The 13,418-nt window shown below is 72.3% G+C and carries 10 protein-coding genes; 7 read left to right on the forward strand and 3 right to left on the reverse strand.

Annotation, left to right across the window (positions count from 1 at the left end; all coding sequences use genetic code 11):
* Window positions 1-2: 2 nt before the first annotated feature.
* Window positions 3-1,433, reverse strand: coding sequence for an Nramp family divalent metal transporter (locus AB0C27_RS16075; RefSeq protein ID WP_357843939.1), 1,431 nt, complete (start codon window positions 1,431-1,433; stop codon window positions 3-5).
* A gap of 289 nt (window positions 1,434-1,722) precedes the next feature.
* On the opposite strand from AB0C27_RS16075, the gene AB0C27_RS16080 reads away from it, so the two are divergent.
* Complete coding sequence (locus AB0C27_RS16080) at window positions 1,723-2,118, forward strand: SSI family serine proteinase inhibitor (RefSeq protein WP_357843942.1); 396 nt, start codon at window positions 1,723-1,725, stop codon at window positions 2,116-2,118.
* 35 nt (window positions 2,119-2,153) lie between these two features.
* Here AB0C27_RS16080 and AB0C27_RS16085 read toward each other — a convergent pair whose 3' ends face one another.
* Entirely contained in the window at window positions 2,154-3,233 is a 1,080-nt protein-coding gene (locus AB0C27_RS16085; RefSeq protein WP_357843945.1) for a M20 family metallopeptidase, read from the reverse strand.
* Window positions 3,230-4,258, reverse strand: a complete 1,029-nt coding sequence (locus AB0C27_RS16090; RefSeq protein ID WP_357843947.1) for a membrane dipeptidase — start codon at window positions 4,256-4,258, stop codon at window positions 3,230-3,232. Before AB0C27_RS16090 ends, AB0C27_RS16085 begins: the two co-directional genes overlap by 4 nt.
* 112 nt (window positions 4,259-4,370) lie before the next feature.
* On the opposite strand from AB0C27_RS16090, the gene AB0C27_RS16095 reads away from it, so the two are divergent.
* The 6 genes from AB0C27_RS16095 to AB0C27_RS16120 are packed head-to-tail and all read left to right on the forward strand — an operon-like array spanning window position 4,371 to window position 13,411.
* Entirely contained in the window at window positions 4,371-5,063 is a 693-nt protein-coding gene (locus tag AB0C27_RS16095; RefSeq protein ID WP_357843950.1) for a 4Fe-4S single cluster domain-containing protein, read from the forward strand.
* A complete protein-coding gene (locus AB0C27_RS16100) occupies window positions 5,060-6,451 on the forward strand; it encodes a hypothetical protein (RefSeq protein ID WP_357843953.1) in 1,392 nt (463 codons plus the stop codon). The genes AB0C27_RS16095 and AB0C27_RS16100 overlap by 4 nt, the downstream gene beginning before the upstream one ends.
* The gene (locus tag AB0C27_RS16105; protein ID WP_357843956.1) at window positions 6,448-8,931 is read left to right on the forward strand and encodes an AAA family ATPase; all 2,484 of its coding nucleotides are present in this window, start codon (window positions 6,448-6,450) and stop codon (window positions 8,929-8,931) included. Before AB0C27_RS16100 ends, AB0C27_RS16105 begins: the two co-directional genes overlap by 4 nt.
* On the forward strand, window positions 8,918-10,639 hold the full coding sequence (locus AB0C27_RS16110; protein WP_357843959.1) for a WD40 repeat domain-containing protein: 1,722 nt from the start codon (window positions 8,918-8,920) through the stop codon (window positions 10,637-10,639). The genes AB0C27_RS16105 and AB0C27_RS16110 overlap by 14 nt, the downstream gene beginning before the upstream one ends.
* The gene (locus AB0C27_RS16115; RefSeq protein WP_357843961.1) at window positions 10,636-11,454 is read left to right on the forward strand and encodes a hypothetical protein; all 819 of its coding nucleotides are present in this window, start codon (window positions 10,636-10,638) and stop codon (window positions 11,452-11,454) included. Before AB0C27_RS16110 ends, AB0C27_RS16115 begins: the two co-directional genes overlap by 4 nt.
* Window positions 11,438-13,411: a hypothetical protein gene (locus AB0C27_RS16120; RefSeq protein ID WP_357843964.1), complete on the forward strand. Its 1,974-nt coding sequence runs from the start codon at window positions 11,438-11,440 to the stop codon at window positions 13,409-13,411. Before AB0C27_RS16115 ends, AB0C27_RS16120 begins: the two co-directional genes overlap by 17 nt.
* Window positions 13,412-13,418: the final 7 nt, after the last annotated feature.

Here is a 13,418-nt window from a genome sequence, read left to right on the forward strand (position 1 = left end):
GATCAGCCGAACAACCGCTGCGCCTGCTGGAACACCACGATCACGGTCAGCGTGCCGAAGAACGCGACCGACCAGACCAGCGCCCCCAGCCGGTACGACCGCACCTTGATGGCCTCGGGCAGCGCCCGCCGGTTGAGGATGATCAGCAGGATGGAGTACACGAACATCATCACGGCCGCGAAGCACGCCGAGAACACCAGCAGGATGAGCGGCTGGTCCAGGCCCGCCAGCAGGATCCCGGTGCCGATCAGCGCCATCGCCCAGACCACGAGGAAGTAGACCCGATTCACCGAGACGGGCTTGTCGCGCAGGTAGACCGTCTTGATCGTGTCGGAGGCCAGCCGCGAGGTGTAGTCGACGATGCCCATCGCGGAGGCGAACAGGGCCAGCGCCCCGATCACCCAGAACAGGATGCCGAACCAGGGCCCGACGACGTCCTGCAGCACCTGGCCCTCCACCTCGAGGAAGGCGATGCTGTTCTCCAGCCCTTCGCGGCCGAAGACGGTGGAGTAGGCCAGCATCGACATGAGCGCGATCGTCACGAACGACACCATGGCGAACGTCCACGCCTGCTCCACGTTCGCGAAGCGCCACCACTGCTTCCAGCGCTCCAGGTTCTCCTTCGTCGGGGCGAACTGGAAGCCGGTCGAGGCCGCCGCCTCCTCGTGGCCGGTGACCGGGCTGACCAGGCGCGGGACGTACAGGCCCATGCCGAAGCCCTTGTCGCGGATCCAGTTGCTCTGGCACAGGTTCTGGCCGCCGCCCGCTCCGGCGTACGCGATGGCGCCCATCAGTACCGCGAAGTCCAGCGGCGGCACCGGGAACTGGGCGCCGACGCTCAGGCCCCGGCCCAGCTGCAGCCAGCTCTCGGCGTTGATCGCGACGACGATCGCGACCCCGGCGAGGATGGCCACCAGGGCGATCTTCACGAAGATCACCTTTTCCAGCGCGGTGTAGATCACCGGTGCCAGCGTCAGGCCGAGTGCGATCACGATCAGCATGCCGATCGCGATCCACCGCACCGAGCCCTGTCCCGACCCGGTCAGGTACGTCACCATGGTCGCCGACGTGGTGACCCACCCCGGCCAGAGATTCGAGGCCAGGGCCATCAGGACGAACACCAGACCCCAGTGTTTCCACATCCGGCTGAAACCGGTCAGCGCGGTTTCGCCGGTGGCCAGGGTGTAACGCTCGATCTCCATGTTGAGAAACCACTGGGTGATGATGCCGATCGCGGCACCCCAGATGAAGACGAGGCCGACCTGTGAGGCGATGTAGGGCCAGAGGATGAATTCTCCCGAGGCCAGGCCCACACCGGCGCCGACCAGGCCGGGGCCGATGATTCGCCAGGTCGATCGGGGTGGTTCGGGAAGGTCGCGGACGGCGACGGCGGGCAGGACTCGCGCAGGAACGGTGGGGGTGAACTCCGCCATGCGGATCTCCTTGTTCGGGCTTACCTGCACGTCACATTACAGAGACCCAAATGGTGAGTGGAATAGCTAGTTAATCTTCCCTCGCATATTCCCCCTGATCCGGGAAACCCACCCCCGTTCATGCCCGCCATCAGCTGCGATCCTGCCTATGACCGGCGAGGACATCATTGTGTGTCCGATCGACCACGATCAGATGCCCTCGTGATCGATGGTGGCGCGATGATTACACACGGTAGTCATGACGGGTGCGCCGTCCCACCCCGGGACGCCGCTGACCAGGGAGGTTCTCATGACGCTCGTGCTGACCGCCGCCCGCAGGATGGCCGCGCTCGGACTGTGCGTGGCCGCCACGTTCGCCGTGCCGTTCACGGCGCTTCCCGCCCAGGCCGCCGCGGGAGCCGATCTCTTCATCACGGTCACGCCCCGCTCCGGCGGCGCCTACGCGACCCGCCTGACCTGTGACCCGGACGGCGGCGTCCATCCCCATCCGCAGGCCGCCTGCCACGCCCTGCGCGGCGTGGACGGGCACGTCGACGATCTGAACGTCGACCCGGGCCCATGTCCGCTGATCTTCGACCCGGTCAAGGTCGAGGTGAAGGGTCACTGGTACGGCCGGCCGACGTCGTTCCATGAGACGTTCACCAACCGTTGCGAGATGGACCGCAGGCTCGGCCCGCTCGTCTGACCAAGGGGGCCGGCTCGGCCGGCCCCCGACACGCGTTAGCGGACCGCCTCGATCAGCGCCCGCAGCAGCGCGGTGCGGCCTGGCATCTCGGCCACGACGACGTGCTCGTGGTCGGCGTGCGCCCCGCCGCCCACCCCGCCCAGCCCGTCGAGCGTCGGGCAGCCGACGCCGGCGGTGAAGTTGCCGTCGGAGGCGCCGCCCACCGAGGCCGACGTCAGCGGCGCCAGCCCCAGCCCGGCCGCCAGCTCCTGCGCCTTCGCGAACAGGCCGGCCGACATCGAGGGCTCCAGCGGCGGCCGGTTGGGCCCGCCGAGGATCTCCAGCCGGGTGCCCGGCACCACCGGCCGCAGCGCGTGCATGGCCGCGTCCACCCGGGTCTGCTCGGCCACCTCCGCCGCCCGCACGTCCACCCCGACCTGGGCCGCCGCCGGGACCGTGTTGTGCGTGGTGCCGCCCGACAGTGCCGTCGGGGTGACGGTGGTCGCGCCAGCCCCCATGGCCGCGATGGCCAGGATCTGGTGGGCCAGCTCGATCCCCGCGTTCGCCCCCTTCTCCGGTTCGAGGCCGGAGTGCGCGGCCTTGCCGTGCACCTTGACGTGGTAGAGCGAGGTGCCCTTGCGGGCCGTCTTCAGCGCGCCGCCGTCGGCGCCGGCCTCCATGACGAAGGCGGCGGCCAGCCCGCGCGCGGTCTCCTGGATCAGCGGGGCCGAGGTGATCGAGCCGACCTCCTCGTCGCCGGTGACCAGCAGCGTGACGCCGTCGAGCGAGTCGAGCCCCGCCAGGGCGTGGAACGTCTGCACCAGCCCCGCCTTCATGTCGAACACCCCCGGCCCCCTGGCCACGCCGTCCACCAGGGACCAGGGGTGGGTGACGAGGGTGCCGATCGGCCAGACGGTGTCGTGGTGGCCGAGCAGCAGCACCCTGGGGGTGCCGAACGACCAGCGCAGATGCGTGACGCCGTCGATCACCAGCACCTCGGGCCCTGTGCCCAGGTGGCGAGTGCCCATCGCGGCCACGACCTTCGCGCTGCGGGCGACGGCCTCCAGGTCGCTGGAGAACGATTCGCACAGGACCAGCTCTTCGAGGTCCTCGATCATGCCTGCGGGGTCGTTCATGCCAGCCGCTCCCCGAGGAAGCGGTGCACGTTCCCGCCGATGATTTGCATGACGTCCTTCTCCGGGAGCCCGCGCGCCAGCAGGCCCTCGGTCACCATGGGCAGCCCGGACGGGCCCTCCAGGCCGGGGACGGCCCGCTTCGGGTCCAGGCCCCTGATGTGCACGTCCTCGCAGCACGGGGGCGTCAGGTCGGTCATCACCTCGCGGATGAAGTCGGGGCCGAGCCCCACGTGGTCGATGCCGGCGACGGACGCGATGTGCTCGATGTGGTCGAGCAGCCGGTCGAGCGTCATGTCGCGCTCGTTCTCGGCGAGGAAGGGGGCGAAGAAGTTGACGCAGATCACGCCCCCGGTGGCGGCCACGGCGCGGAGCTGGTCGTCGGTGAGGTTGCGGTGGTGGTCGCGCAGGGCGCGGGCGGAGGAGTGGGTGGCCATGAGCGGCTTGGTGGCCAGCTCCAGCACGTGCTCGACGCCGGTGGCGCCCAGGTGGGAGACGTCGAAGACGATGCCGAGCCGTTCCATCTCGGCCAGCGCGGCGACGCCGTCCGTGGTCAGGCCGCTGCCGGTCGCGTCCTCGCCGCTGCCGTCGGCCAGCGGCGTGCGGCCGAAGTGGGCGATCGAGGCCACCCGTACGCCCAGCCGGTGCACGGTCGAGATCAGCTCCACGCTCGCGTCGAGGCCCGGCATGCTCTCCATCGCCAGCACCAGGGCGATCCTGCCGTCGGCCAGCGCCCCGTCGATGTCGGCGGCGTCGAGGCAGAGCCGTACGTGCTCGGCGTTCCCCTCGGCCAGCACGTGAGCACACTCGATCATGCGCAGCGTCTGCCGCAGCGCGCCCTCGGGCCGGTACTGGTCGTCGATGAAGACGGGCAGCACCTGGAGGTTCACGCCGCCGTCACGCAGCTGGGGCAGCCAGCGCTCGCGGAAGAACGAGGCCCACTGACCTGGCGGTCTGGCCGAGACGGCCATCAGGAGGTCATTGTGGGTGTCTGCCACGATCGCGCGCTCGTGCAGGGAGTTCGTCATGGGACGGACGGTATCGCGGGGATCGTTCCAGCTCCACAAAGCACTCCGGTTTTCCCGCCCTGGGCGTGTACATTTGCCACCAGGGAGAATCGCTGGACCTGGCGAGGGTGTCATGCCCAACACTTTCCAGCGACCGTTACCGCCCTGCGGGCGGTCACACGGGGGGTCGCTTCTCAACGTCGCGGCGACGTGCGTCGGCACATCCGTGCTGGGCCCGGGACGCCGCTCGGTGGTGTGGGTGCAGGGGTGCCCGTTCCGCTGCCGGGGCTGCATGGCGCCCGACTGGATCCCCGACCGGCCCGCCCGCCTCGTCGAACCCGCCGCGCTCGTCGCCGAACTGCTGAGCGACCCCCAGGTGGACGGTCTGACCCTCAGCGGCGGCGAGCCCATGGAGCAGGCGCGGGGGCTGACCGAGGTGGTCAGGCTGGCCCGGCTGGTCCGTGACGTCACGGTCATCTGCTTCACCGGCCACCGCCTCGAACGCCTGCGCACCCGCCCGCCCGCCACCGGCGTGCCCGATCTGCTCGCCGCGCTGGACGTCCTCATCGACGGCCGTTACGTGGCCGCCCGCGACGACGGCAGGGGCCTGCGCGGCAGCGCCAACCAGCGGGTGCACCACCTGACCGGCCGCCTGGCCGGCCACGACTTCACCGGTGGCGCGCGCAAGGCCGAGCTCAGGGTGCGCGACGAGGAGGTCCTTCTCGTCGGCGTCCCGTCCCCTGGCCTGCTCGGCGCGCTCGACACCGGACCAGAGCCCGGCGGCGCGGCCGGGCACGTCACGCCGGGCGGAGGCAGGATGCGATGAGCGGGAAGAAGCAGTACCACGTCGACATGTCGGAGTGGTTCCGTACGAGGGTGGCCGCGCCGCTGGCCCGCTGGGCGATCGACGACTCCGTCATGGAGGAGGTCAGGCGGCGCGCCATGGAGGGCGCGCAGGACAGCCTGGGGGAGATGCGCGACCGGCAGGAGCGGGTCGAGCAGGTGGTGGCCGGCTTCAGCACGCAGACCAGGCTGCTGGAGCAGGAGACGAACCGGCGGCTGCGCGAGCACGGCGAGGAGCTGACCAGGCGGATGCTCTCCGCCGACCGCGAACTGCGCCGTGAGCTGAGCGGAAGGCTGGCCGAACGCGAACGCGCGCTCCGGGCCGAGATCGCCGCCGAACGCGGCGAGCGGCACAAGCTCGAGGGCCGCCTGGACGACCTCGAAGGCGGCCGGCGCACGGCGGCGCAGGCCGCCGCCGCCACGCTGGCCGAGGCGGGCGCCCTGCGCGACCTCATCGCCGCGACCTATCCCCACGAACGGTACGAGCCCGGCAGGCTGACCGCCCTGGAGCAGCGCTTCGCCACCGTGGAGCGCAACCTGGCCCAGGGCACGCCCGAGGCCGCGCTGGGCCTGGCGCAGACCGTCTACCACGAGCTGAGCGACCTGCGCGTCACCCTGGAGCTGCGTCACCGCGAGTGGAGCGGGGCCCGCTCCGACGCCGCCCAGGAGCTCGACACCGTACGCGCCATGATCGAGCGGGACATGGACGTGTCCGTCGCCGGCATGGAGGGGGCCGAGCAGGGCGTGCGGTTCGACCTCGGCCACTGGTCGATGGGCGAGCTGGAGCAGTTGCGCGCGGAGGTGGCCGCCGCCTACGACCGTGTCCACGACGAGGCCGGCCCGCTCGGCGTCGAGGAGTTGCGCGAGATCGTCGAGAGCACCGCCCCCCGCTACCGCGAACGCTGGTCGGAGATCGCCGAGCGCGCCGAGCGGCGGCTGCTCGCCTCCCAGATCCGGGTGAACCTGGCCGACTTCGTGGTCACCAGGCTCGACCAGTTCGCCGGGTTCCTGCTGCTGGAGAACGAGACCGGGTACGCCGGCCAGGATCAGCGCGAGGCGTTCTACGCCAAGTTGCGCCACCCGGGCGGCGACGAGATCGTCATCGAGGTCGTCACCGCCGAGTCGGACGACAGCCAGAACACGCTGCGCGTCATCTCGTACGACGAGGAGAGCGGCTCGCTGGACCAGCGGCTGGCCCGCAGCCGCGAGATCACCGCCCACCTGCGCGCCAACGGCGTCCACGTGAGCGACCCCGAGACCGAGCCCGGCGCGCCCGATCCCGTCCTGCGCGAGATGCGGATGTTGCGCGAGCCCGCCGGGCAGGAGCGCGCGAGCCGGCCTGGCACGTTCCATGACGAGGCCGGGCGGTGACGCGGCCGGCCCGGCTGGCCGCGCTGGACAGCGCGGGAGAGCCCCTCGTCGTCCTGTACGGCGAGGCCGTGGACGACGTGTTCGTCGGCGCCGACTACCGGGCCGTCAGGATCGACGAGGCGCTGTGCGACGTGCTGCTCGCCGAGGGCTTCGAGCGGATCGTCTTCAGCGGCGTCAAGTGGAACGTCTACTTCCTCGACGAGCGCTCCAGGGCGTCGTCCCGCCCCCGGCCGGCCGCCCAGGCCCGGGCTCGGCGGATGCGGTCCGGCCTCACCGGGCCCATGGGGAACGGGATCATCGCCGACCTCGGCACGGCTCCCGCGCCGGTCCCGGTCCAGGGGCTGGGGGACGAGGCCGCGGTGCGGCTCATGGACTCGTTCATGCGCGAGGGCGGGCCGCGTACGGCGCTCGTGTTCCTGGAGGCGGACGAGTGGCTCAGGCACTCCAACGCCGTCCGCAACGCCGCCGCCGCGCTGTCCGGCTGGCTCGGCGGGAGCGGCGGCCACCTCGTCGTCATGCTGTTCAAGCACCAGACCCTGCTCGCCGTGCAGGACGCCGTGGCCGCGACGCACGGCTTCCCCCGGCTGGAGAGCCATCTGACGCGGCTGCGCGAGCCGGGGCGGCACGGCGCCTTCGCCGTCGGCCCGCCGGACGCGGCCGAGCTCGAACGGCTGGTCCACCTGCTGCGGCTGCGCTCGGGCCTGGCGCCGGCCGACCCGCGCGAGGTGTCCAGGCTGGCCCGCGACCTGGCCTCGGCCCGCCTGCCGCTGCGCGTCTGGGAGAGCAGGCTCACCCGCCTGGCCACCGAGGGGACGCCGCTCGGGCGCGGCCTGCTGCGCGAGCGCGGCTGGGTGGAGCGGCCTGGCCACGGCGACGACAACCCGTGGGAACGGCTGGAGCGCATGCCCGGCCTGGCCCCGGTCAAGCAGCACTTACGCCGGCTCAACGCCTGGCTGGCCGCCGAGCGCGCGCTGCGCGAACGGGGCCGCGGCGGGCCCGGGCGCGGCTCGCCCCACCTGGTGTTCGCCGGCAACCCCGGCACCGGCAAGACCACCGTGGCCGAGCTGGTCGGGGAGATGTACCGCGACCTCGGCCTGCTGCCCAGCGGCCACGTCGTGCAGGCGGAGCTGGCCACGATCGTCTCTCGTTTCGTCGGCAACACCGCGCACGAGGTCACCGCCAGGGTCGAGGAGGCGCGGGGCGGGGTGCTGTTCATCGACGAGGCGTACCGGCTGGTCCAGCAGGGGCCCGGCTACGGCCAGGAGGCCATCGACACGCTCGTCTCCCTGCTGGAGAGCGGCCGCGAGGACTTCGTCGCCGTCCTGGCCGGCTATCCCGAGCCCATGGAACGCCTGCTGGACGCCAACCCCGGCCTGCGCAGCCGCTTCCCCCGTACGAACGTGATCGAGTTCCCCGACTACGAGCCGGGCGAGCTGCTCGCGATCCTGCTCGGCATGCTCGCCGACCGCGGCCTGACCTGGACCCCCGAGACCGAGCCCGCTTTAAGAGCCGTGGTGACCAAGGTCAGGGACGAGGCCGGCGCCGAATTCGGCAACGCCAGGGTCATGCGCAACCTGGCCGGCGAGCTGTACGACCGGTGGGCCGAGGACGGCGACCCCGACCGGCCGCTGGAGCCGTCCCACCTGGCCGGGCTGCTGCCGGACGCGGCCTCCGCAGGCCCGCCCGATCCCGCCGAACTGCTGAGCGAACTCGACGCGATGGTGGGGCTGTCCGGCGTCAAGGACCTGGTCAGGGACCTGTACCAGGTACTGGCCCTGCGCGGGCGCAGGCGGACGGGGCAGGACCTGATCGCGCCCCACCTGCTGTTCGTCGGACCGCCGGGCACCGGCAAGACCACCGTGGCCAGGGTCGTGGGACGCGTCTTCGCCGCGCTCGGCCTGCTCCGCACCGGCGCGGTCCGCGAGGTGTCCAGGGCGGACCTCGTCGGGGAGTACCTCGGCCACACCGCGGTCAAGGTCCGCGAGGCCGTACGGTCGGCGCTGGGCGGGGTGCTGTTCGTGGACGAGGCGTACGGCCTGTCGGAGGGCGGGGGCCACGACCCGTACGGGCAGGAGGCGATCACCGCCCTGGTCAAGGAGATGGAGGACCACCGGGGCGAACTGGTGGTGATCGCGGCCGGCTACCCGCGCGAGATGGACGACTTCCTCGCCGCCAACCCCGGGCTGCGCTCCCGCTTCGCCGAACGGATCGAGTTCCCCGGCTACACGACCGGCGAGCTGACCGAGATCCTGCGGATCGCCGCCGCCGCCCAGGGCTACACGCTCACCGCCGCCGCCGTCGAGAAGGCCGCGGACTGGCTGGCCGCAGAACGCGAGGCCGGCGGTGCGGCCTTCGGCAACGCCAGGACGGTGCGCAAGCTGCTGGAACGGCTGGAGACCGGGCTGGCCAGGCGCACCGCGAACGGTGCGCACGACCTGTCCACGATCACCCACGAGGACGTGCCCCATGCCCCCCGCTGACGCGCCCCCGCGCTGCCCCGTGTGCCTCACCACCGCCGCCGGCGAGCCTCCCGACTGCCGGACGTGCGGCTGGACCTTGTACGGCCCACCCGTGCTGGGCCGTCTCACGGCGGCCGACGAACGCGAGTTCACCGAACGACTGACAACCGGCCAACGCGCCCACGACCTGCTGGCCGCCACCCGCGCCGCCCACTTGGGCTCGGGGTTGGAGGCGCTGGTGCGGGCGGGGCCTGTCCAGATGGAGGAGCGGCGTACTGCCGAGCAGGACGTGTCTCGGGAGCTGGCGGCGCTGGACCTCACCGACGCCGACCCACACCAGGCAGCCGAACAGGCCGGGGCGGCCGGCGAGGTCGTCGTCGTGGAGATCGCCGAGGAACGGATCACCGCTGCCCGCTTCGCCCTGACCAGCGAAGCCGGGCCTGTGGAGTCGGCCGAGCTGCGTGTGGTGGAGTGGCGGTCGCTGGTGCCGGATTTATCCGGCGATCCGGTGGAACGGGCCTTCACGCTCGCGGGCGGGATCGGGGTCCGGCCCGTCACCTACTTGACGGAGACGTTCGCACCGACCCTGAGCGGGCTCGCCACGCGGGACGATCAGGTGACCGTCGTCAACCGCCTACCCGGCTGGCCACTCGCGGACGCCGTCGCCGAGACCATGCGGCACCACCATCCCGGATCCCGCCTCCTGCTCGCCCGCCCTCCTACCACCCGGGAGCCGCCGCCCAATCTCTCAGAGATGGTGCGGGTACGGGGCGGGATCACGGCGGGTGCGGCCGGCGTGCTGAGGGACGGGCGGGCCTTCGTCGCGGCAGGTGGCGCGGACGGGTCGGTGACCGCGTGGGCCCTGCCCGGCGCCGTCCGGCTGTCCCTCGACTCCCGCCACACCGCCCGCGTGACCGCCGTGGACCTGAACGACGACCTCGTGGTCAGCGGCGACGGCAGGGGCGTGGTCCTGTGCCGGCGCCTGCGTGGGGACGACACTGAGCCCCGCCCGCTGGTGGCCCACCTCGACCGGGTCATCGCCGTGCATGCCGGAGACACCGCCGTGTTCAGCCTGGACGGCACCGGCGCGCTCTGGCGCACGCCCACCGACTCCGGCGGGGACGCCTTCCACGTGGACGTCACGATCGCCGCCGCCAGCGCCCTGGCCGTGACCGGCGACGGCACGATCGTCGCCACGGGCGGCACCGACGGCACGATCCGCCTCTGGGACGGCCACACCGGCGACCGCATCCGCGCGATCAAGGCCGCCGGCCGGATTACCGCCCTCGCCTTCGCCCCGGACGGCAGGACGCTGGCGATCGGCCAGGTCGACGGCACCGTCGCCCGCTGCGACCTGACCGCCGGCCACGTCACGGCACTTCCCGTGGCGTCCCCCACGACCGGCCGGCCGATCCGCACGGTGGCGCTGCGCGACGACGGCGTGATCGTCACCGGCGACGACACCGGACTGATCCGCTGCCACCCGTGGGCGGGCACGGGACCCGCGGTGGGCACGGCATCCGCGGTAGGCGCTGGATCCGTGGGTTCGGGATCCGTGGGTTCGGGATCCGTGGCGGGCGCCGGATTCGCGGTGGGCACGCACGCGCCCGCCGCCGTCAAGGCGGTCGCCTCGCATGCGGACCGGCTGCTCAGCGCGGGCGCCGACGGGCTGGTCCGGCTCTGGGCCCGCGACTTCACCCGATCATCAGGCAGGAGTGGACAGGCGTGAACGAGGAGCAGTTCCTGACGCTGCTGGAGGAGGCCGACCCGCTCGGCACCCTGCCGGAGGCCGAGGAGGTCACGGTGGAGGAGGCGAAGAAGGCGCTGCGTCAGGCCTTCGACGACTTCGAGCGCTACGTCCACGAGGGCACCCCGCCGGGCGGGCAGGACACCGAGCGGCAGGCGGCCACTATCGCCCTGCTCAGGACCGCGCTGCTGGCCTCACTCGCCGCCCTGCGCACGCCGCAGCCCCGCCGAGGGCGCCCGCAGGAACGGCGTCCGCAGGAACGGGGTCCCGGCCTGCCGCTGCCCAGGATCCGGCTGCCGATCTTCTCGGAGCCGCCTCCGGCCCAGGAACGCGCTCAGGAGCCGCCGCGCGTACACGTCTCCACGCTGAGCGAGGCCGCCAAGAGCGCGTTCGCGGCGGCCCGCAGGCTCCTGGCCTTCGCCCAGCCGCCACCACCGCAGAAGGTGATCCAGCCGTGGGCCGCCGACGCCGAGCTGATCGGCCACCTGCACCTGCTGCTCGGCGCGGAGCACACCGGGGACGGCGAGCTGGCGCTGGCCTACGTCGGAGACCTGCGCACCACGCTGCGCCAGCGGCACGGCATCGACGTGGTGACGTACGACGGGCACAACGGCGAGCTGTTCGAGATCCACGACTGCGTACGTCCAGCGGACTCGGGCCGGACGAGACGACCGGCGCTCACCACGCGAGGAGAGCTGCTGCGCCGCGGCGAGGCGTTCGCGGTGCTCCCGGAGCCCGATCAGGAGGTGCGGCCGGAGTCCGGCCAGGAGGGGGAGAGAAATGAGCAAGACGTCTGACGCCGTCGTCGTCGGCTTCGACCTCGGCCACGGGGAGACCGCTGTGGCGTGGGCGCACACGGGCAAGAACAGCGTGCCCAACGTGATCGACTTAAAGGGCCGCGGCGGCCGCCAGCACGTCACCGCCGTCGCCACCCTGCCACCCGAAACCCAGCCGCCGGACGCCGGGCGAACCGGCACGGTGCTGGTCGGTGAGGACGCCGTGTGGGCGAGGGACGTCGACCGGCTCTACCTGGCGTTCAAGTCGCCGTACGTCGACCGGGAGGAGGTCCGCCGCCCGGTGCACCTGTTCGTCGGCAAGATCAGGCAGGACATCGACGACATGCGCACCGTACCCGCCGCCAAACGGGTCGAATGGGTCTTCGGCGCGCCCTCCGGCTGGGACCGCGACACCATGGACGCCTACGCCCAGGTGCTCGCCGACGCCGTGCGCGGGCCGGTGACCGTGGTGCCCGAATCGCGCGCCGCCCTCCTGTACGCCAGGGACGCCGGCGAGGTGCGCGTGGACGTGGACCGGCTGCTCGGCTCGGTCCTCGTCACCGACCTCGGCTCCTCCACCACCGACTTCACCGCCGTGATCGGCCGCAGCGCCCGGCCGTTCGACTACGGCACCAGGCTGGGCGCGCACCTGATCGACAAGACCATCCTGGCCAGGGTCGTGGAACGGCACCCGGAACGGGCCCGGCTCGAAGAGGCGCTCGACGACACCACCGAACGCCTCAAGCTGGAGCTGCGCTGCCGGCAGGCCAAGGAGCAGTTCTTCCGCACCGACCCCGAGCGCTTCGTCCGCGACGCCAGGGAGATGGTCGTGGTCACCCACCCGGTGTTCGACGCGACCGGCAGGGTGCTCGTGGTGATCGAACTGTCGGGCGCGGACATGGCGGAGGTCCTCGACACGCCGCAGCCGGCGCTGGAGCAGCGGTCGTGGCGGCAGGCGTACCGGGACGACCTGATCCAGGCCGCCGACGAGATGCCGGCGGACCCCGACGTGGTGCTGCTGACCGGAGGGGCCTCGCGGATGCGGTTCGTGCAGGAGATCACCAGCGAGGTCTTCGGCGACGACCGCGTGCTGCTGGGCGCGGAGCCGGAGGTGGCCATCGCGCGGGGGCTCGCCCTGGCCGGGCGCACCAGCGTGCGGGCGGAGGGCTTCCGCAAGGACGTCAGGAAGCTGCTCGAGGGCGACCGGATCGAGTCGCTCATCGCCGACCGGCTGCCCGCGCTGACGGACGAGCTCGGGCGGGCGGCGGCCGACGGCATCACCGACCGGCACATCGTCGGCGCGATGCGCCGCTGGCGCAGCGGATCGATCAGGACGCTGAACGACGTCGCCAAGGAGGTCGCCGCCGGGGTGCACGGCGAGCTGACCGACCCCGACAACCCGACGATCACCAAGGTGGTCGTGGCCTGGCAGAACGACCTGCTGCCCGACATCAACGAGCTGACCAGGCCCGTGTGCGAGCGCTGGCACGTCCCGCCCGCGTCGATGGCGCTGAGCCCGATCCGGCTGAGCGGCTCGAAGGACTGGCGGATCAGCGTGGACGTCGGCCCGGCCACCGGCATGCTGACCGGCATCGCGGCGACCGTGGGGGTAGCGGTCGCGGGGGTGCTGGCGATGACGTTGTTCGGCGGCGGGGTGGCCATCATCGCCACCACCGGCCCGCTCGGCGTGATCATCGCCTTCGTGGCCGGCCTCTGGGCGCTGTTCGTCGGTATGGAGGCGGCGAAGGAACGGATCGGCGACGTCAACCTGCCCGCCATGGTCAGGGAGCTGCGCAGCGAGGACAAGCTCGTGGCGAAGCTGCGCGAGAAGGCGGCGGGCAACGAGGCGGCCCTCGCCACCAGCCTGGGCCGCCAGTTCGCCGCCGACGACGACGGCGACATCGCCCGGCAGCTCAACCAGCTGGTCGCCAGGGAGTTGGAACGCCTGGCGGAGGAGGCGGAACTCCTGATCTCCTGACCCCGGC

It is taken from the genome of Nonomuraea sp. NPDC048882 (genome assembly GCF_040649755.1).
In the GTDB taxonomy this organism is placed as follows: Bacteria; Actinomycetota; Actinomycetes; order Streptosporangiales; family Streptosporangiaceae; genus Nonomuraea; species Nonomuraea maheshkhaliensis.